This window comes from Chryseobacterium sp. FR048 (assembly GCF_056844665.1).
The window spans coordinates 151,371-172,525 of the sequence record NZ_JBXDSE010000010.1 but is presented as its reverse complement, the minus strand read 5'-3'; the positions used below and the strand labels follow the sequence as shown (position 1 = coordinate 172,525).

The window sequence follows — 21,155 nt, the reverse complement described above, 5'->3', positions numbered from 1 at the left end:
GGGGGTAAAATAGGGATTTGGTTTGATGTTTTATATTCTTTGAAAGGTAATAAATTTACTCTAATTAATTGACATTCTACTTAGTGACCTGACATCTATCAACTGATCTCTAAAAACACAAAAAACAGGATGCGTCAATGCGATCCTGTTCTAATCAAAATGAAATAGTTTTATTTTATCAGATCCAATTCAAGAATATTATTCTGTCTTTTAATATTGGCTTTGGCAATGGTTTCCTGATTTCTTTGGGATTGTACCGGATCCAGCAGATTTCCTGAACTGTCTCTTATTTCAACGATAGTTCCCTGTGCCAGCATTTGTCTTTGTGTTTTCGTCGGGTCCAGGCGGTAGTCTTTGAAAGTTTTTTTAAATTTTGCTTCGTTGAGGGTAACAAGAGGATTATAGCGCTCTTTATCTTTTGTGCTTTTCCAATCAAATCCAGCAGGGAGTTTTTTGCTTCCTTTTAATTCGAATGAGTGAGAATGGGTATTGTCTTCCACTTTCACAATCAGTCCCGGAAGTCCATAAAACTTATACGGCCCATCCTGAATAGGAAGATCTGTTGTAAACCACGCTGTCCATTTTCTTCCGGCGAAATCGCAAATGGCTTTCTGCGTATTGAACTCTCCTATTTTTTCTTTTTCCGGAAGGATTTTCCAAGCCTGTTTTCGGTCTTCCTGAATATGGTATTCATCAGAGCCAAGGACCGTAAAGAAGTTGATCGCATATCCCGGGTACATTTTTTCGACATTGTATCGTATTTTACCTTTAAACTTAAAATTTCCAAGGTTAATATTGATGCTTTGATTATCTTTTTCTACAATGGCTTGCATCGTAGAATCAGATTCAAAATAATCTTTACTATAAAACTTAGATCCCTTTGATGCAATATCCAGATACATCGTTTCGCTTTCCTGCTTATCTTTAGCTGTAGAGTCTATGATAAATTTGTACTCGTAAATGAATCTTTGATTCTGGGCATTAGTCATTACAGCCATTATAAGGCTGAATAGAATGGTCATTTTTTTCATGGTTAGTCTGATTTAGTTTTTAATTTTTTTCTATAATATTTTTTATCATTTTACAAGGTTTTCCTACCCAGATCTTTACACTCTATCCACTCCTTAATAAACTCCTGATCCTAGTTGACACCCCATAAAAGATCGGCTGTACATTTTTCTTTCTCTATTATGGGATATAACGTTGATAATTGTTAACTTATTGTTTATTGAAGGATAAAGAATTTAATAAATTGATTCGCATCAATTGAATATTTTTTGTTTTCTGCAATAAAAAACAGGATGCCATCTCCTGACATCCTGCTAACTATTACGTATGATATAATTTTAATTCACCAAGTCCGGTTCTATCGGATTGTTATCTTTCTGAAGAGCCTCTTTGGTTCTTTTTTCCATTTCTCTGAAGACCTGATTAGGATCTGAAATTTCCTTTCCGTCTGCCGTTTTCACTTTAAAAGCAACCTTCGTATTGTTCTCGCCGCCGTTTTTCATCATCAGCTCTCTCATGCTTTTAGAAGGATCATTCACATAAGCCTTCCATGCTTTTTTAAACTGATCTTTTGTTACTTCAATTTCTTTTCCGCCCATTCCCAGCACTTTTACCTGATCCGGCACCTGAAGTTCTCCTTCCGAAGCCATTGTTTTCACAGTTTTATTGCCTGCCAGAGTCATTTTGTGAGATCCGGTGGCATCTTCAATTTTCACGATAAGCCCTGGAAGTCCATAGAAAATATAAGGACCGTCCTGGAAAGGTAAATCAGTAGAAAACCAGGCTGTCCATTCTCTGCCGCCCAGCTTTGTTACTGCTTTCTGAGTATTATAATCTCCTATTTTCTGTTTATCCGGCATAATTTTCCATTCCGGTTTCTGATCTTCTCTGATTTTATACTTATCCATAGAGATACTCCTGAAAAGATAGGTTTTAAAATCCGGATACTGCTTGGTCACTTTATAAGAAACCTGCCCCGGTTTTTCTCTTCTGTTGATGCTGATGCTTCCGCCACCTGCTTTCAATTGTTTCTCAAGCTCTGCTTTTCCTATGGAATCTGCCACAAATTTATCATGGCTATAATAATTGGATCCGCTTTTATCAATATCCAGCAGCATGATTTCTTTCTTCACGTCTTCTTTGTTGTTAGAATCCGGGATGAAGGTATATTCATAGAAAAACCGGTTGATCTGGGCATTCCCAAGCACTCCCAGAAACATAAAAAATAGAATTTTGCTTTTCATAATACTCAATTATATAAAAAAGGCTTCGTCAGCATGGTACTGACAAAGCCTGATGGAACTTTATTTCTTTGTCTCAATTCTTATCTCGCCCTGTGTTCCTTTTACAAGGCTTCCTTTGATAACATTCATTCTTACAATATTTTCAGGATTTAAAGCATTAAGATCTTCTTTAGAACTTTCTCTTCCGTCTATATAGTATTTGTATCTGAAGTCATCCCCACCGCTTATATTGAATCTTTTTACACCTTTCATGTCCATGTTTCCATTTCCATCCTTTTTAACGAAATCAGCATTCATTACCATTACATTGGCATTACCCAGTCTGGTAAAATTAATTTCCTTAAAACTTTTCATGGTTTCGGCAGCAGCTCTTTCGGCGTTTAATCTCGCCTTTTCAGCATCTTTTCTTATTTTTTCTGTATCAATTCTTATTCTACCGCTCTCTGCTCTGGCTCTGTCGGCTTCCGTTCTTGCTTTATTGCCTTCCATCATTGCCTTTTGGCTTTCTTTCATCGCTTTGGCACTTTCTTTCATTGCTTTTTTGGCTTCTCTCATGGCCTGGCGTACTTCTTCTTTTTCTTTAGGTCCCAGATCATTATATTGTACAATACCATTTTTAAAGTAAATTACCTTTGGAGCATTGAGAGCTTGTGGTGGTTCCGGTACATTGGGTGGTGTAGGAGGCACCGGCAGAGCATTCCCTATTCTGGCAGCTTCTCTACCTATTTTTGCCGCTTTTCTGCCTGCCTTTGCGGCTTCTTTCTGTATTCTGCGAACTTCTTTTTTATCAAGAGGATCCATATTTTCAAGTTCCTCCATTTGTTTTTTCCATTCAGGAGAATTGAAGTATTCTTCTGTGCTTCTGGTTACCTCATCAGTAATATCGGTCATTGATGACACCAGTTCATCAATTTCTTCCATTTTCTTTTCGAAAGCCTTACTATCCGGGTCCAGATGGCCTAGCTCTTTTTGCTTCTTGTCAATCTCTTTTTGAAGCTCATCCAACTTTTTATCAGATTCTTTAGGATCAGTGAATCCTGTTTTATCTTGCTGTGCTGCTTTTTCTTTTACGGTATCTTTTTTAATCTCTGAAACGGCTTTTTCAATAGAAAGGTTTGTTTCTTCAATTTCTCTGTTCTTAGCATTTACCAGATACGCAAAGGCTATTGAAAATACAACCGGTAATGCAAAAATTCTTCGCGCATACCCGAATTTGGTTTTAGGTTTTTGTAACATCTTAAGTCTTTTTTTAAGGTTTGAACTTAGAAACGGACTGGCAGCAGGCAACTGTGTTCCGGAAAAGTGGCTTGCTAAAAGCATCTGCGCAAATGCTTTGGTGTCCGAATGCTTCACGGCTTTTTTATCAGCCAGGTATTCATGGATTAGGTTAATTTCTCTTTTAATGATATGAAAAAACGGATTGAACCAGAAAACAGCGGTAATGATTTCGATAAGGATCTTATCAAATGAATGCTTCTGTTCAATATGTACCATTTCATGCTTTAAAATCTGCTTTCCGACCTCAGAATTCAATGTGATGGTATTCTTCCAGAAAAGGTTTTTAAAGTAAGAAAAGGGGGCTTCGGTAAGGTCTGTACGGTAAAAGTTGATCCCGTCAAAACTCTCTTTCTGAAACTGTTTTTTAAACTTATGAATCTTAAAGATTCCATACAGCAGTCTTCCTAAAAAATAGAAAGAAACCAGTCCCAGAGCTGAAAAAATAATGTTAAAATAAAGGTTACCATTGTCTATGTTTTTTTCTGTATTAAAACTCTGAATTTTATCAAGAAGCATATAAATATCATTATTGACCTCAATCGTAAAATCATCGATCCTGATCAATGGCAGCAACAACGATATGAGTATGGCGGCCAGCAGGTAGAATCTGTTATAATGATGAAATGTCTTGTCTTTTAAAGACAACTGATAATACAAAAATGTTACACCTGAACATAAAATAGTTTTTCCAAAGTATAAAAGTATTGCTTCCATGGGTACTAGTCTTTGTTTTTCAGTTCATCCAATAGCATTTCAAGATCCTCCACAGTCATTTCATTTTTTTCTACCAGAAATGAAACGGCACTTTTGTAAGAACCTTTAAAATAATTTTTTACCAGACTTTTCATCGTCTTTCCTGAATACTGCTCCTTGGAAACCAATGGAAAATACTCATGCTGTCTTCCGTGTACACGATAATCTACAAACTCTTTATCTTTCAATACCTTTAATATGGTAGAAACAGTATTGGTATGCGGCTTTGGTTCCGGAAAAAGATCCAGTACATCCTTAAGGAAGCCCTTTTCTATTTTCCACAGATACTGCATTACCTGCTCCTCCGCTTTTGTTAAAGTCTGAATTTTCATATCCTGATTATTTATCATTATAGTGATACAGAAACCATGAAATCCTATATCACTAAGAAATTAGTTATACAAATGTAGAAATAAAATCGATTCAAACAACTATTTTTTTAGTGATAAAGCACTTGAAAAACATAAAACATTGATAATCAATAAGATAAAATTAATTAAAATATATTAAATATGTAATAGAGTGAAATTATATCCTGCTTTATCCACAGTAAAAAAGGTATTTCAACTACAAATTCTTAAAACTTGTTAAATTTTATTAAATAAAAATTAAAATGAATTTGTTAAAACCGGGAAATTATATTTATTTTAGTGGCTTAAAAATTTCTCATGAAAAGATATAATTTATTGATTGTACTATTACTGCTCATTTTCAACGTGACTACCGCACAGAAGAAAAATTCTCCGGCTGCTGATCTTAGCATACTAAAAGATACTAAATCAAAGATCGAAGCAACAGTTCCGTTGGTAATTCAACATCTTCAGACCATTTCAACAAAAGAAGGTGATAACAATATTGTTAACAACGGGAAAATTGCTGTAGGCAAAGAATATGCTATCCTTGAATCCGAATGGTTCTTATACAGAAACAACATGAAAAACTGTATCCTGAACAATTCTTCGAAAAAAGCAAAAAAATGCATGGAATACCATACTCAATATCTGAGAAATACCTTTATCAATTACAATAACTATATCAGCAACCTGACAAGAAAGAACGGTTACCTGGGAGTGGAAGGTGATACTAAATTCGACTTCAAACCTGCTGATATTGCCACTAAACTAAGCGAAGCTTATTCTAATGCCAATGCTGCTGCAGGAAGAATGAAAGCAGACCAGAAAAGAGACTTCCTGGGACAGACAATGTCTGACGACAATAAACTGACTCCTTACGCTCAGTTAGCTCAATAATCTCAACCACATAAAAAGTAAAAAGAGAACTGCCAATGCAGTTCTCTTTTTATTTCGCAAAAAATCTCCGTCAGAAAAAGCAGTTTTGTGGTACTAAACATAAAACTTGGGGAAAAAGTAGAAAATAAGACGGAGATTTTATTGCTTATACTCTGCAGAACCAACTGTCCTACCCATGGCCTGCAAGAGCTTTACAAAAATAGAATTATGCTTTTGTCCCGTGAAAGAATAGCTGTAGAATTAAATATCGGATAATGTAGAAGTAATTCTACCTTATGAAGAAAGATCAGCTTTACATTGAAAGAATAATTCAATCTACTTTTACAAATTCATGAAACCATCAAATTCTATTTCCACCAATGATAGTAATTGTGCAGGCCATCATACTCAAATCCACAACGGGGATATAAAGTATTTCCAATATCATTGGTCTTTTCCGTTTCAAGCATCAGTCCGCAAGCTCCTGTCTCTTCGCACCATTGCTTACTGCGGTCTATTAAAGCCACTGAAAGCCCTTTTCCTCTGTAGTCTGGATGTACAAACAAATCACTCAGTAACCACTGTTTCTGCAATTTGGTATAATGAAAAAGTTTATAAAGCTGTACAAATCCTACTGCTTTCCCCTCTTCCATCGCTAGAAATATATCTGATTCGCTGTTTAAAAACCGTTCTTTAAGAAAAGCTTTTCCTTTTTCAACATCCGATTCCTGTCTGTAAAAAACACGGTAAAGATTAAACAATTCTGCCGTTTCATCAAGGTCCTCAAGACTTGCCTTTTTAATAGTGTAATTCATCGTTATATCTATTTTTTAATTAACACTGCAAAAGTACCCTTAAACTGGAATGCTTATATCATCCAGATTTGAGTTATACTCATGGTCCAGCATATGCACAAAACGTTGAAATAAAACTCTAATTTTCCAGGAAAACCATTTTTACAAATGCAACATATTATCCGGAAATATACGGGTGATAATGGTATAGAAACAGAAGAAGAACCAATCAGGTTCAAAAGTTGGGAGAACATTACAAAACATATATTATTTTGTTAAATAAAACAATGTATTTTTTAAAAACACAAAGAAAGTTCATTTGAATGTTTTATTTTAGGGAGCAAAGAAGAGCGACTTTGTCGCTGACGAAGCTTCATGAATATGCATTTGCTTAGAAAGAATCAATGAAATTGGGATCATGCTCAAAAGCTGTGATAAAACAATTGAATAGCGATTGATTATTCTAAATTTTATACACACAAACAGTTAATGATTAGAATACTTTATTTTAGGAGGCTAAGTAATGCAACTTCGTCGCTGAAGAAACTTTGTGACTACACGCTCGCTTCTTCAGATCGATTAAAATCAATCCCGTCTTAGCTCACTTAAATAAAGCATACACAAACATAAAGCTTTGTGTGAAAGCCTATCTCTAAAACTGTTGATTCTAATTGGTAAGAAACAGAACATTTTTTCTATTCAGATGAACTCAACTTTTTGCTGGGTCCACAACCTTTGGTACTGATCCTGGTTATGCGTACGCTTCGTAAAAATCAATGAAATTGATTCCCTCTTTGCTCTCTCGAAATAGTACAGCATCAAAATAGAAACTTTGCTTTGAAAATCCATTTTCAATCATTGATTGAAATAAAAAAAGAGAAGCAATAATAATATTACTTCTCTCGTTTAGTAGCGGGAACCGGACTCGAACCGATGACCTTCGGGTTATGAGCCCGACGAGCTACCTACTGCTCCATCCCGCGGTATATTTTTAGAGTGTTTACCGAAAACACTTGCTTAGTAGCGGGAACCGGACTCGAACCGATGACCTTCGGGTTATGAGCCCGACGAGCTACCTACTGCTCCATCCCGCGGTGTATTTTTAGAGTGCCTACCGAAAGCACTTACTTAGTAGCGGGAACCGGACTCGAACCGATGACCTTCGGGTTATGAGCCCGACGAGCTACCTACTGCTCCATCCCGCGGTGTATTTTTAGAGTGCTTACCGAAAGCACTTACTTAGTAGCGGGAACCGGACTCGAACCGATGACCTTCGGGTTATGAGCCCGACGAGCTACCTACTGCTCCATCCCGCGATATTGGATTGCAAAGGTACGAATATTTTTCACAAATCCTAATTTTTCTTTTAAATAAAGGACTTTCATGAAAACTATTTTATTATTTGTATCTTTGTTCTATGGCAAAGATATTAAAAATTTATCCGGACAACCCACAGGAAAATCTTGTAAATGAGGTTATTAAAACTTTAAACAATGGCGGGCTTATTATCTATCCTTCAGATACGATTTATGCCTTAGGCTGCAATATTTTTGATATAAAAGCCATGGAAAAGCTGGCTCAACTCAAAAAAATGAAGCTTGAGAAGTCAAAATTCTCGATCATCTGTAATGATCTCAGCCATCTTTCCGATTTTACAAGACCTATTGACACGACGGTTTTCAGATTTCTGAAAAGCCACCTTCCCGGCCCATTTACCTTCATTCTTGAAGCTAACAAAAGCCTACCTTTAGCCTATAAAGGGCACAAAACAATTGGTATCCGTGTTCCGGATCACCCGATTCCGCAGCTTATTGTTGAGAAACTAGGACATCCTATTGCCTCCACCTCCATCAGAGATGATGATGAAATCATTGAATATTCTACCGATCCTGAACTTATCGCCGAGAAATATGATCATCTGGTAGATATTGTGATTGATTCCGGGTATGGAGATAATGTGGCCTCTACTATTGTAGACCTTACTTCAGGAGAACCGGAAATCATCCGTCAGGGAAAAGGAATTATTTAGTTTAAAATTCAAGGTTCAAAATTCAAAGTGTACGGTTGACAGATTAAATTATGGGGATTAATGGGAAGTATTCTATAGGAATTGTACTCACTTTTATTCTTTTAGTTGCTGCAATGCTTTATGCCTTCCCCGCAGCTACGTTGATAACAGGAGTACGAGGGATCACAGAACACAATTTTTTTCTTACCCGACTTATTATCTGGGGAGTTTTACTTATTGTATTTCTCTACAGTCTTTTTATCGAAAAAGGACCATTTCTATTAAAAAAAGAAAGTCGGTACCCGATTCTGTTTTATATAAAAGCTGTTCTTGGGCTATATCTTATCTATACCATTGGCGGAACATTTCTGAATATACTGCTACAGTTTCTATTTCATGAGAAAATGAGCACCAAGCTTTTTGAATTGAGCACAATTTTTAAAAACAATTATTTTTTAATTATTTTTACATGCCTTACGGCTGCTGCTGTGGAAGAATTTCTGATGCGGGGCTATATACAGCCCAGGATCGAAAAGATCTATAACAGTCCGTTTTTAGGAATTGCTGTTTCGGCTATTCTTTTTGGCATTCTGCACAGTACATACGGAACCATCGGACAGGTAGTTATTCCCTTCTTTATTGGAGTCGTTTTTGCTGTGTTTTATAAATTTTATTCAAACATTAAAATTCTGATCATCTGTCATTTTACGATTGACTTTGTGTCGCTGATGGCCATGAATTTTATTGATATTAAACATTTATCTGTATTTTAACATTATGAAAATTATAACATCTCCTGCGAAATTAATGAATGTAGAAAATTCAACAGAACTGTTGAAATCTACTACCCCGAAATTCATTGAAGACGCAGCATTGATACAATCTTATTTAAAAGAAAAATCTCCAAAATATCTTTCCGAGTTGATGGAAATTTCGCCTAAACTGGCTGATGAGAACTGGGAAAGAAACCAAAAATGGAAGTCTAAACCTACCGCAAAAGAATCTGCTCCGGCCATGTTTGCCTTTACAGGAGAAGTATACAGAGGTTTAGATGCTAAAACACTCGATAAAGATGCAGTAGATTATCTGCAAAAGAACTATAGAATGCTTTCCGGACTATACGGATTGTTGAAACCGTCGGATAAAGTAATGCTTTACAGATTGGAAATGGGACGTCCATTTGCCTTTGAGCAATATAAAAATCTTTATGAGTTCTGGAGAGAAAAAATCACAGAACAGCTAAATTCAGAAATGAAAAAAGGTGAAATACTTCTACACCTTGCCAGCAACGAATATGGAAAAGTCATCGACAGAAAAAAACTGAACCATACAATTGTTGATTTCGATTTTTATGAACTTAAAGACGGTAAACTGAAAACCATCGTAGTGTATACCAAACATGCCAGAGGTCTTGTGGTAAGATTCTGTGCAGAAACGAATGCCCAAACCCTAAATGATGTAAAAGCCTTTAATTATGAAGGATACAGAATTAATGAAGAAAAATCTACCGATACCAAATTAGTTTTTACAAGATAAATGAATCATTCAGAGATCCGAAATATTGTATTTCCCAAAGCGCTTAAACTTATCTTTTCAATAAGTTTTGTGATCAGTAGTGCCCAGGAAAAGACCGTAGTCATGAATGGATCTCTTGATAATTATATTTTTAACAGCCAGTATAACGACTCAATAAACTTTGTAACAAAAAATATTTTTTCAGTTACAAAGTTTAGAAAGGCTGAAAAAAAAACCGGCAATACTTTACTTCGTGACGGGCTTCCCTACCTCCAGGAATCCTATACAGAATATCTTCCGGATGGTAGAAAATTGTATCGAAAGACGAATGATGACATACATTCTACTGTAGAAAAATTTCATTATAAAAATAATCTTCTTGTCCTTAAAGAATCGATTGAGAATAAAAATACAAACAGCTATAACTGGCTTTTTTACAATAAAGACAATCATCTTCAGGAAGAAATAGATTATATCATAAATGATAAGAAATCCTTTGTATACGAAGGATATACAAAATACAGCTATTCTCCGGAGCCCAAAAAGACAACCGTTAAGATTACCGATTACAGTTATGATTCTTTAGCCGATCCTGAAGAAGAATATATTTTTGAGTATCCATTTCTCACCAAAAAAACGCCTTTATACCAATCCAAAATTCATCGTTATCAATGGATGAAAGGGGCTTACAAGCCTGTTGACATTAAAGATTATATCATTAAAGACCGGGATGTGACTTTCAGTTACGATAAAAACGGCTATCTTCTTTCGGAAATATGGTTTTCCAATCATAATGCTCTGGAAAATAAAACCGAATATTATTATTCTAAAGACTATCAGGAGCGTATTGAGCAGCAATACCACATGCTTGGAACGGAAAAGTCAACAAAAACCATCCGAAGGTATGATGATCGCAACAATCTTGTTTTCGAACAAAGCATAGAATATACGGGGCATTATCAGTATGCAGATTCTTTTGAATATACTTTTGACCAACAGGGAAACTGGATTTCAAAAAAATTTTACAGGCAGGATCCTGACGAAGGTGTCAACAGCAAAAAGAAACTCATTGATTATGAATACCGGGAAATAAAATATTATGAACCGAATTCTGTACCAAGAAGTTATACTTTGCCTGAATTCCCTAAAGATGCAGAGAATATCAGAACAGACATTCCTAAAATATCCAATGAAAAACAGAATAAAATAGGCGCTTTTCAGGAGGCTGTAGAAAGTGGGAATTTCGATAGTGAAATCACTCTGAAAAAAGCAAAAACTCTTGAAGAATTTACTCCAAAATTCTGGACTTTAAAAGAAAGAGCTTTTGGAAATCTGGATGACAGTCCTGAAGATGAAGCAGTCTGTGTGTATGAAACCCCGATAGAAGGTGATTTGGGATTCGCCCAAAGTTTGGCTATTTATAAAAAAGAAGGTGAAAACTGGGTATTATGGCACCAGTCAACCAACCCTATTCTTTCCACCGAGCATGGCGGGATGATGGGAAATCCATATCAAGGAATCAGCATTAAAAACAAAACCATTATTATTGATCATTTCGGAGGAAGCCGACAGAAATGGAATTATACCCATCGATACAGGTTCCAAAACAAGAATTGGCATCTGATTGGGGCCAGTGTAACTGTAGGTGCACCCTGTGATTATTTACAGTCAGTAGATTATAATATATCCACAGGTGATGCCATATTTGAGTATTCATCCGAAAATTGTGATAAAAACAGTCCTGTGAAAAGAAAAAGCTGGAACGAAAAAATCAATAAAAAAATACCTCCGCCACTGATGGATGAGTTCCTGGTAGGTGAGAATAAAATTGAATTAAAAAGTAAGAAAACAGAAATGTTTTATTAAATACGATGACACTATCAGCACTGAAAACCCAGTTTTCGACACAACTTTCAGAAATTTATACAGAATCAGAAAATGCATTTATCTTTCAGATGTTTGCAGAACAGATCTTAGGATTCAATCATATTCAGCAGCGCCAGTTTGCTGATCAGGAAATATCTTCAGAGATTGAGGAAAAGTTCCATCCTATTATTTCCGCGTTAAAAACAGGGAAACCTTATTTACAGATTTTGGGAGAAACGGAATTTTACGGAATGAAATTCTTTGTCGACGAAAATGTACTGATTCCTCGTCCGGAAACTGAAGAACTGCTTGAAATAGCTATCAAAGAGATAAAAAAAGCACAAAGCTTACAACCTGCAGCCCATGTTTTAAAAATTCTGGATATTGGTACAGGAAGCGGCGTAATTCCATTGGTTCTGAAAAAATATTTTCCGAAAGCCGACGTTTCATCCATAGATTTTTCTGAAAAAGCATTGGAAACCGCTAAAAGAAATGCGGAATACCATCAGTTATCCGTCAATTTTATCCATGCCGATTATCTTCATTTTGAACTGACGGAAAAGTATGACGTCATCATCTCAAACCCGCCCTATATCGGTATTGAGGAAGAGATAGAAATTGCCGACTCCGTGAAGGAATTTGAACCTAAAATGGCTCTTTTCTCCCCTACTGCCGATGCATTGATCTTTTACAGAAAGATCGCCGAAGACGCTAAAGAACATTTGAATGATGGCGGACTTCTGTTTCTGGAAATCAATCAGAAATTAGGTCCTGAAACAAGAGATCTCTATCCCTATTTTTCTACCGCTCAGTTATTGAAAGATTTGTCTGAAAATGACAGGTTTGTATATGGAAAAAAATAAACAATCAATTTTCAATTAAAACCATGGAAATTCAATCACACAACATCAACACTATGAAAATTGCGGAAATCATTTCCGACGAAATTATTATTCAATCTCCACAGGATGGGCTGGATCTCATGGGAAATGTATATTATCAGGGGTTTGATAAAGTGATTCTCCATGAAAAAAACATTACTCCCGAGTTCTTTGATCTGAAAACCAAAATAGCCGGAGAAATTCTTCAGAAATTTTCAAACTACCGTATAGGGCTGGCTATTGTAGGTGATTTCAGTAAATATGAAAGTAAGAGTATGAAGGATTTTATTTTTGAAAGCAATAAAACAAAACATGTAAATTTTGTAGAAACAGTGGAAAAGGCTTTGGAAAAATTTTCGAAATAGTTCTTATATCTTCAGTCTCTAAAATAATATGACTGGTTATTTCGTTATAGAGAAAAACTAATATTTCCCTATCATGAAAAAAATAAGTCTGCTATCTGGGCTTTTTATCTCTTCTGTTCTATTGGCCCAAATGGAATATACCACCTATAAAAACGGATTGATCTACAATGAAAAAACAATGGCAAAACTTGGGAAAATTGTTGATTCATTGAATTTAAAATATAAAACCTGTGATCTGACTAAAGTATTTTATTCAAAGCTTCAGACAAAAGGATATATTATCACCTTGGATTCAGGGAATGTCGCTCAGGCAAAAAACGATATTGATCATCATATTTCTTTTGAAGATTTTGTTAAAAAGTATCCTAATTCTAACGTTAAGAAAGACAATCTATTCATCAAATCGAAACGGAAAGATTACCGGAAACTAGATATTATTGAAGTACAGGAAATTGGGCTAGGTGATAACAGAGGATTTTATTTGGATGAAGATTATACAGGTGAAAAGTACAATAAACCTGCTAAGAACACCTGGATGTATCGTTACTATAAAGGCTCCAACACATCAGAAGAATCGTTATTAGCCTTTTACTTCCCAGACAATTTTGAAAGTCATCCTTTGGATTTACAATACAACCGTCAAATAATTTATTCCGATTGTCTGATTGATACTGCATCTGCTAAATTTAAAAACACATTAAAAGAGCCAACTATACAGCTTCCAAAAAACTGGCAAAAGCTGTCTGTAAAGAGTAAAATGAATTTACTTGAAAAAATGCGAGGATATCAGGCATATGGTACATGTAGCCAGGACGAAAGCCCAAGGATACAAGCCATCAATATAGCTTTATTATCTGCGAATGTCAATAATTGGGAAGTTTTTCTTAAATCACATTTGGACATCATGAATGACCGATTCGAAAGAGTCTCAGATGCCAGTTATGCACAACAACAGCGCCAAACCTATATAAAGGAATTGGAACATCTTAATATCAATGTTCAGGACCTTATTTTGGGAATCGCTTTCCGTATCGAAAACCCCGTCAATAACCATTATTTTGGAAGTATAGGAAGATTAGGAAGAGCCATATCAGAATCTGAACATATGAATCTATTTTTAACCAAGCTCCTATCTATGATAAAAGATGAAAAACTGGATGATTATAATAGAGTTATAGCTTATTTTTTCTATGAAAATTGTAATTCTTACATAAAAGATGATCATGAGAAGAAGATTAATAATACCCGATTAACAGAAGCTATTGAGAAACTTCCGAAATATATATCAGAGAAAATCCTGACTGAAAAAATTTAATCTAGATTTTTATTTTCGAAAAACTGAACCGCCTCTTTTATAGCTTTTTCAATAGACTGATATTGGATTCCAAGGTCTTCTACTGATTTCTGATTAGAATAATAATTACAAATCTGCAGTGCCTTCATATTGGAAGTACTGAGGTTAGTCTTTATTTTTAGTTTTCTCAATGCATCACCTGCCCATCCCAGCAAACTCAAAACGTTATTGGGAATGGGCAGCATCACTGGTTTTTGATGGGTAATCCTGTTGATCTTTTCAAAAAAGTCTTTATAGCTTATATTTTCATTTGCTAAAAGATATTTTTCACCGTTTCTGCCCTTTTCGATGGCATTCAATATCCCGTTGGCAGCATCTTCCACATGAACAAAGTTCTTTCCGCCCTTCGGATAAAAAACCAGTTTCTTTTTCCAGACCCAGAAAATAATCTTCCCTGAGCTAGGTTTAGTGTCATAAGGTCCGATCATAAAAGTAGGATTAAGAATGATTACCTCGGTATTTCTTCGGTTTTGCAGAAGGTAGTCCTCCGCGGTCAATTTACTTTGGGCATATAAAGAATGGGTAAAGGGATACAGCTGGGGTGCCTTTTCAGTTCCCCAGAACGCAGTATTTCCATAACCTAAAGTATTTGCCGTACTTACGAATAGAAACTTCTTAACATGAGCAGCCTCCGCATGGCTAAACAGGTTCACGGTTATATCATAATTCACTTTTTTATATTCATCATAGCTCAACAGATTCTGACGGGTTTCTGCGGCAATATGAATGATACAATCGACGTCTTTGAGAATACAGGAAAGATCGGATGAAAAATCGGTTTCAACCTGCATCAGATTTTCGTTTTCCTGGCCCAGCAAGCTGCTTTTCTGGCGCACCAGAGCAATAACAGAATAACCATCTTTTAATAATTTTATGATAACATTAGTTCCCAGAAGCCCGGATGCTCCGGTTACACATACTTTTTTCATAGATTGATGATACTTTTTTCTAAAGTAATAGCGCCGTACTTTCGACGGGGTTTATTTTATGCTTCAATTTCTCTTTTTATCGCCTGTGTCATGAGGGGAAGTTTGATCCATATCGGCAGAATTTTCATCACCAGCCAGCTTATCGGATTCACCATAATGACAGAATCTTTCTTAAATAACTGATGGATGCTGTATGAGGCCACTTTATCAGGATTTAAAAGAGTCAGCCTGCCCCAGAACCCCTGTTTTTCAATTCTCTTACAGACATCCGTATTGGTCTTCATGGCACCGGGATTCACTACACTTACAAAAACATTGGTGTCTTTCAGTTCTTCATGCAAACCTCTGGAAAATGAATGGATAAATGTTTTGGACGCCGGATATACGGTTTTAAAACCTATTGGAGAAAAGGCGGCCATGCTGGAGACATTCAGTATATAAGCTTTGGGCTGCCTCAGCAGATTCGGAAGCAGTTGGTGAGTGATCAGGGAGGTAGCCGTTACATTTACCTGCAGAATTGTATTGATATACTCCGATGTGGCTTCTGTAAATTTTTTTGTCCCTCCAAGACCGGCATTATTGATCAGCAGATGGATTTCAAAAGAACGGTTGAGCCATTCGGTAAGCTTCATCACGTTTTCGTTCACAGAAAGATCTACTTCATAATAGTGGGCCTTTATGTGATAATTTTCTTCAAGTTCTATGGAAAGTTCTTTCAGGTTCTGATCCGGAAGACTCACCAGAATAACGTTGATCTTTTTCTTCGCCAGATTTTCAGCAAATGCTTTTCCCAATCCCTGGCTAGCTCCTGTAACCACAGCATATGATTCTTTGGTATCCATAAGTTTAAATTTTACAGTACAAAGCTATACTTGAGAAAGCGCTTTAATGTTCAGGATTATCTGAACGAACTGATTTTAAAGCAAAAGGGCAAAAAGGAATAATCAATTAATAATCAACGCATTAAATTTTAAAAAAGTAAAACTTTATAAATCGGAACTTATTTTCTGAACTCAGATGGGGTCTGTCCGGTCAGTTTTTTGAAGGTCGTATTGAAGGAAGTCTTAGAATTGAATCCGGATTCATAGGCAATTCCAAGAATGGATAATTTGCTGTTGGATTCTTTCAGAAGTTTTTTGGCATGGTCTACCCTGAATTCATTAACGTATTGAAAAAAGTTTTTTCCACAGCCGGTATTAATCACATAAGACAGATGATGGGTAGAAACGGACAGCATTTCTGCCAGCCGGATAAGATTCAGCTCACTGTCAAGATAGGGCTTTTGAGCATCCATAAGGTTTTCGAGAGCTGTTTTAATTTTGAACAGTTCTTCGTCAGAAATAAGTTTCCTTTTCACTTCTTCCGAATCCTTATCTTCATCTATGGAGATCAGTTCTTCCCGCTGTTTCTCTTCCAAAGGATAGATCTCTTTCTGCTTCAACGAATAATAGCCTACCAGATAAATAACCAGCAGAAAAACGGTATTGATAAAAAAGTTCAGAGATTTAGGATCATAAAACAGATTGTAGATCACATAGATGATATTCACCATAAAAAGTACCAGAATGATATATTCCAGCCAGTTCAGATCGATCCCTTCTGTATTGGAAGAAAACTGCTGGATCTTCCGCTGGTGCCTTCTGATGGTAATATAAGATAAACCGGTATAAAACAATGCCTGAATCAGGATCAGAATAACACTCAATGATCCCAAGAAAGTACTGATACCTAAAGCAATACCTACCAGACAGATCATAAAGACAGCAGGAAACAACAGAAATTTAAGGTCTGATATTTTGAACCTGAAAGAAGGATTGGTATAAAACAATATACTGAAGTAAAAGAAAATAGGAGTCAGAAACTGTATGAACCGGACTCCAAGTAAAGAGTGGAATTCTATCGTTCTTCCTGTAATCAGAAACAGAATTTCGTCCATCCAGTATGTAGACCACAAAAAGAGAAAGAGTCCGAACCAGAAATTGGCTTTTTTATTTACTTTTAAAGGATTGGCCAGGGTTAGTAAAGACAGCAAAACCAATGAACCATAGATAAGTATCACGATGAAACTATTGAATTCTGATGTGTTCATTGGTTTTGATATTTTAGATTAAAAATAATTTTATCTGATCTTCTTCCTGACAAAGATCTGGTAACCCAGATAAATCAGCGGCAGTGACATCGCCCCCAGGAAAAGAATATTGCTCATGGCCTGTTGCGGGTGTAATGCAATGGAATAAACAAGTCCGAAGAAAGCACCTCCCAGGTGAGCAGCATGGCCCAGATTGTCCCATTGTTTCGGGTTCAGCATCATATATACCGAATATCCGAAATACAGGGTTCCAAAAAGCCATCCCGGCAAAAAGTTGACACTGATCTCATTCGGAGCCATTGCTATGGATGCAAAAATGATTCCTGAAACAGCTCCCGATGCGCCAATGGCAGAATACCACGGTTGTTTTTTATAGATCATCAGGCTGAAAAGGTTCCCCAGAATCATAGATCCGAAATAAATAATCAGAAAGCCTATGTTTCCAAAAAAAACGGTCACAGCAGCCTGAAAGAAATATAAAGAAAGCATGTTGAAGAACAGGTGCATAAAATCAGCATGCAGGAATCCTGAACTGATCAGTCTGATGTATTCTTTCCGGCTTTCAATAGCCCCTACATTGAATTTATATTTCTCAAATAAAGCTATATCATTGAAACCTCTGTAGCTAAACATACAGGTAACGGCAATAATAATTAAAACAGGTATACTCATCATGTATTATTCTTGGTTTTCAGACTCATCACTCTGGAACAGATCTCCGATGATTCCGCCATCTTCATCACCCTCTCCTGTCGGTTCCGGATCTTCATATACTTCAGGTTCTTCTTCTACAGGTTCAGGAATGGTAATATTAATGGCTTTTACTTTAAATTTTGTAAACTGATTTCCGATCGCTTTTATTCCTTTCACAGCAATGAATTCATCAATATTTACGGTTTCAGGATCACGCTCTTTACCTTTATCTTTTGCAAAAATGATTTCGGCTGTGGCATCATTGGCTACAATAACGTTTTCAATGAACGATTTCGGGTGTTCAGATGGCATGAAAGTCTGTACATTCACTGTATTCTCCAGCAAGAATCTCTTGATAAAGTAAATGTCTTTCTCTCCATCATAATAAATACAGGTAATGGGCTGTGCAGGTCTCCATTTTTCCAATACCAGATATTCATCATCAAAACGGTTCCCCAGATCAAAAGACACCAGCTTTACTTCGCCGTTGGTATTGATGGTAAGAATTTTGTCATCCCCTTTGAAGCTTCCCAGTAAGGTACCTCTTGCATCTGCATTCAGTCTTCTCACGGTATCGTCAAACCAGATCTTTCTCGGAGCCAGTGTAGAAACTCCTTCTTCTTTCATATCTACCTTTTTAACGGCGTATTTGGTCACCAGATTTCCTTTGGAATCTCTTCCTTTGATGGCAAGATCAGAGAAATTGATTTCCATTTTATTTTTTCGGATTCTTGGGTTAGGTTTCAAAAGTACCGTTACCGTTTCTGCTTCTCCGTTAGGGTTGGCTGAGAAATATAACGTCTCTGAACCTTTTTTATCTGAAGCAAGCGGATAGTCTGTATTTCTTGTTACTCCGGTTACGGAAAAACGTTTCATATAATAAGGACCTTCTCTTCCTTCACGGTAGATCATATTGTATACCGTTCTTTTATCGTTTTTCTTCCATATGGCAACGTGAAGTATATCTTTTCCGATAAATGTTTTGGCCTCCACTTTTACCACTTTCATACTTCCGTCTTTTCTGAAAGTAATAATATCATCGATGTCTGAACAGTCGAACAGATACTGGTCTTTCTTCAGAGAGGTTCCTATGAAACCTTCTTCGAAATTGGCATAGAACTTTTCATTGGCTACGGCTACTTTGGTAGCATCGATCGTATCAAATATTCTAAGTTCCGTCTTTCTCTGTTTGTCTTTTCCGTATTTCTTCTGAATATTCAGGTAATAGTCAATAGCATAGGCAATCAGGTTAGCCAAATGATGCTTCACCTGTTCTATTTTGCCTTCCAGAGCGGCTATATTTTCTTTAAATTTATCTAAATCGAATCTTGAAATTCTCTTGATTCTGATCTCAGTCAGCTTCAGAATATCTTCTTCGGTTACTGCTCTCAGAAGGTGTCCGGTGTGCGGTTTCAATCCTGCATCAATTGTTTTCAGTACATCTTCCCATGTTTTTACCTCTTCAATATCGTGATAGATCCTGTTTTCGATGAAAATTCTTTCCAAAGAAGAGAAATGCCAGCTTTCCTGAAGCTCATGAAGCTCAATTTCCAGCTCTTTCTTCAGCAATGAAACAGTATGATCCGTATTCATTTTCAGAATATCGGAAACATTCATAAACATTGGCTTGTCTCCCACGATTACGCAGGCATTCGGAGAAATGGTTACCTGGCAGTCTGTAAATGCATAAAGCGCATCAATCGTCTTATCCGGAGAAACATCATTATGGATATGAATCAGGATCTCAACCTTATCCGAAGTATTGTCCTCGATCTTTTTGATCTTGATCTTCCCTTTCTCATTAGCTTTCAGGATAGAATCAATAAGATCAGTGGTTGTCTTCGAATACGGAAGTTCTGAAATAACCAGTGTATGTTTATCAGTTTGTGTAATTTTTGCTCTTGCTCTTACCTTTCCGCCTCTGTGCCCGTCATTGTATTCGGAAACATCCAGGTACCCTGCGGTCAGAAAGTCAGGATAGAGTTCGAATTTCTTTCCTTTCAGGTAAGCTACTGATGCATTGATAAGCTCATTGAAGTTGTGCGGAAGTATTTTGGTAGAAAGTCCTACTCCAATCCCCTCTACTCCCTGCGCAAGAAGCAAAGGAAACTTTACCGGTAAATCGACCGGTTCATTATTTCTTCCGTCATAGGATTTTGTCCATTCCGTAGTTTTTGGGTTAAAAACCACTTCCAGGGCGAATGGGGTAAGCCTTGCTTCAATATACCTTGCTGCTGCGGCAGAGTCTCCCGTATAGATATTCCCCCAGTTTCCCTGAGTATCTATCAGCAATTCTTTCTGCCCGATCTGTACCATGGCATCGGTAATGGAAGCATCTCCGTGAGGGTGGTATTTCATGGTGTTTCCCACGATATTGGCGACCTTATTATAACGGCCGTCTTCCAGTTCCCGCATAGAGTGCATGATTCTTCGCTGAACGGGCTTTAGCCCATCATACACCGAAGGAATAGCCCTATCCAAAATTACATAGGAAGCATAGTCCAGAAACCAATCTTTATAGAGACCGGAAACTTTCTTCAGGCTTTCTCCCTCATGCGAATATTCTTCTGTCGTCATCTGTTTCTTTAATCTTTTTTCTCTTTATTAGCTTTTACTACTTTATTCAGAGAGATTTTTAAATCGTTTACTTCTTTTCTTGTCAAATAGGAAATCTGGTACTTTAATATGGTAGAACCATTATTCTTACTTGAAACGGTAATGTATAATCTTTTGATAAAGAGCATACTGATTACATCATATTTTATCAGCTTATATTTCGGAAACTCATCATGCAGCGGCTTGCTTAAAAAAGGAACTACATTCCTGTTTTTGAAGTTCAGCGCTTCTCCGTCACTATCATACTCAAAGATCTGCCTTCCGGCAAGATGAAAGATAATCAGCATCAGAACCGGAACGAGAATCAACAGATAGCTTTCTATTCCTAATATATTGAATCTATATTTATTGACTATAAAGAACAATATTCCAAATACTATGATCATCAAAAGCAAAGTGCTCAAAGAGTTATAAACTGATGCTTTGTTACGATTACTTAGTCTCATTTTGATTTTTCGGGTGTTGTAAGTGTTTTAAATTTCCACTTCATCCAAAATGTGTTTTTTTTCAGTCGTTGTGGTCATTTTTCATGA

Annotated in this window: 19 protein-coding genes and 4 tRNA genes; 8 read left to right on the top strand and 15 right to left on the bottom strand. The window is 36.5% G+C overall.

Annotation, left to right across the window (positions count from 1 at the left end; translation table 11 throughout):
- Positions 1-170 precede the first annotated feature (170 nt).
- From AC106K_RS24040 to AC106K_RS24025, 4 genes are all read right to left on the bottom strand, one after another.
- A complete protein-coding gene (locus tag AC106K_RS24040; RefSeq protein ID WP_482448074.1) occupies positions 171-1,022 on the bottom strand; it encodes a GLPGLI family protein in 852 nt (283 codons plus the stop codon).
- Between the two features lie 324 nt (positions 1,023-1,346).
- Positions 1,347-2,252, bottom strand: a complete 906-nt coding sequence (locus AC106K_RS24035) for a GLPGLI family protein (RefSeq protein ID WP_482448073.1) — start codon at positions 2,250-2,252, stop codon at positions 1,347-1,349.
- Between the two features lie 60 nt (positions 2,253-2,312).
- On the bottom strand, positions 2,313-4,244 hold the full coding sequence (locus tag AC106K_RS24030; RefSeq protein WP_482448072.1) for a M56 family metallopeptidase: 1,932 nt from the start codon (positions 4,242-4,244) through the stop codon (positions 2,313-2,315).
- Between the two features lie 5 nt (positions 4,245-4,249).
- The gene (locus AC106K_RS24025) at positions 4,250-4,615 is read right to left on the bottom strand and encodes a BlaI/MecI/CopY family transcriptional regulator (protein WP_202838784.1); all 366 of its coding nucleotides are present in this window, start codon (positions 4,613-4,615) and stop codon (positions 4,250-4,252) included.
- Positions 4,616-4,951: 336 nt separating this feature from the next.
- Here AC106K_RS24025 and AC106K_RS24020 point away from each other — a divergent pair, with 336 nt between their 5' ends.
- Entirely contained in the window at positions 4,952-5,533 is a 582-nt protein-coding gene (locus tag AC106K_RS24020; RefSeq protein ID WP_482448071.1) for a hypothetical protein, read from the top strand.
- A 347-nt stretch (positions 5,534-5,880) separates the two neighbouring features.
- On the opposite strand, the gene AC106K_RS24015 is transcribed toward AC106K_RS24020, so the two are convergent.
- From AC106K_RS24015 to AC106K_RS23995, 5 genes are all read right to left on the bottom strand, one after another.
- Complete coding sequence (locus AC106K_RS24015) at positions 5,881-6,327, bottom strand: GNAT family N-acetyltransferase (protein ID WP_482448070.1); 447 nt, start codon at positions 6,325-6,327, stop codon at positions 5,881-5,883.
- Between the two features lie 889 nt (positions 6,328-7,216).
- Positions 7,217-7,289, bottom strand: a tRNA-Met gene (locus AC106K_RS24010).
- 38 nt (positions 7,290-7,327) lie between these two features.
- Positions 7,328-7,400, bottom strand: a tRNA-Met gene (locus tag AC106K_RS24005).
- A gap of 38 nt (positions 7,401-7,438) precedes the next feature.
- Positions 7,439-7,511: transfer RNA gene (locus AC106K_RS24000), tRNA-Met, on the bottom strand.
- A gap of 38 nt (positions 7,512-7,549) precedes the next feature.
- Positions 7,550-7,622 (bottom strand) — tRNA-Met (locus AC106K_RS23995).
- Between the two features lie 101 nt (positions 7,623-7,723).
- On the opposite strand from AC106K_RS23995, the gene AC106K_RS23990 reads away from it, so the two are divergent.
- From AC106K_RS23990 to AC106K_RS23960, 7 genes are all read left to right on the top strand, one after another.
- Positions 7,724-8,335, top strand: coding sequence for an L-threonylcarbamoyladenylate synthase (locus tag AC106K_RS23990; RefSeq protein WP_482448069.1), 612 nt, complete (start codon positions 7,724-7,726; stop codon positions 8,333-8,335).
- Positions 8,336-8,385: 50 nt separating this feature from the next.
- Positions 8,386-9,087: a CPBP family intramembrane glutamic endopeptidase gene (locus AC106K_RS23985; protein WP_482448068.1), complete on the top strand. Its 702-nt coding sequence runs from the start codon at positions 8,386-8,388 to the stop codon at positions 9,085-9,087.
- A 4-nt stretch (positions 9,088-9,091) separates the two neighbouring features.
- The gene (yaaA, locus tag AC106K_RS23980) at positions 9,092-9,850 is read left to right on the top strand and encodes a peroxide stress protein YaaA (protein ID WP_482448067.1); all 759 of its coding nucleotides are present in this window, start codon (positions 9,092-9,094) and stop codon (positions 9,848-9,850) included.
- The gene (locus AC106K_RS23975) at positions 9,851-11,695 is read left to right on the top strand and encodes a hypothetical protein (RefSeq protein WP_482448065.1); all 1,845 of its coding nucleotides are present in this window, start codon (positions 9,851-9,853) and stop codon (positions 11,693-11,695) included.
- A 5-nt stretch (positions 11,696-11,700) separates the two neighbouring features.
- Entirely contained in the window at positions 11,701-12,558 is an 858-nt protein-coding gene (prmC, locus tag AC106K_RS23970; RefSeq protein WP_482448064.1) for a peptide chain release factor N(5)-glutamine methyltransferase, read from the top strand.
- A 23-nt stretch (positions 12,559-12,581) separates the two neighbouring features.
- Positions 12,582-12,941 (top strand): DUF4180 domain-containing protein, encoded by a 360-nt coding sequence (locus AC106K_RS23965; RefSeq protein ID WP_482448063.1) that lies wholly within the window; start codon positions 12,582-12,584, stop codon positions 12,939-12,941.
- Positions 12,942-13,014: 73 nt separating this feature from the next.
- Positions 13,015-14,256: a hypothetical protein gene (locus AC106K_RS23960; RefSeq protein ID WP_482448062.1), complete on the top strand. Its 1,242-nt coding sequence runs from the start codon at positions 13,015-13,017 to the stop codon at positions 14,254-14,256.
- Here the strand turns inward: AC106K_RS23960 and AC106K_RS23955 are convergent.
- From AC106K_RS23955 to AC106K_RS23930, 6 genes are all read right to left on the bottom strand, one after another.
- Positions 14,253-15,224, bottom strand: a complete 972-nt coding sequence (locus AC106K_RS23955) for an NAD-dependent epimerase/dehydratase family protein (protein WP_482448061.1) — start codon at positions 15,222-15,224, stop codon at positions 14,253-14,255. The two genes, AC106K_RS23960 and AC106K_RS23955, sit on opposite strands and share 4 nt — an antisense overlap.
- A gap of 56 nt (positions 15,225-15,280) precedes the next feature.
- Positions 15,281-16,066, bottom strand: coding sequence for an SDR family NAD(P)-dependent oxidoreductase (locus AC106K_RS23950; protein WP_482448060.1), 786 nt, complete (start codon positions 16,064-16,066; stop codon positions 15,281-15,283).
- 158 nt (positions 16,067-16,224) lie between these two features.
- Entirely contained in the window at positions 16,225-17,313 is a 1,089-nt protein-coding gene (locus AC106K_RS23945) for a helix-turn-helix domain-containing protein (RefSeq protein WP_482448059.1), read from the bottom strand.
- Positions 17,314-17,343: 30 nt separating this feature from the next.
- Positions 17,344-17,985, bottom strand: a complete 642-nt coding sequence (locus AC106K_RS23940; RefSeq protein WP_482448112.1) for a rhomboid family intramembrane serine protease — start codon at positions 17,983-17,985, stop codon at positions 17,344-17,346.
- Positions 17,986-17,991: 6 nt separating this feature from the next.
- Complete coding sequence (locus AC106K_RS23935; protein ID WP_482448058.1) at positions 17,992-20,583, bottom strand: DNA gyrase/topoisomerase IV subunit A; 2,592 nt, start codon at positions 20,581-20,583, stop codon at positions 17,992-17,994.
- 8 nt (positions 20,584-20,591) lie between these two features.
- Positions 20,592-21,068: a hypothetical protein gene (locus tag AC106K_RS23930; RefSeq protein WP_482448057.1), complete on the bottom strand. Its 477-nt coding sequence runs from the start codon at positions 21,066-21,068 to the stop codon at positions 20,592-20,594.
- Positions 21,069-21,155 lie beyond the last annotated feature (87 nt).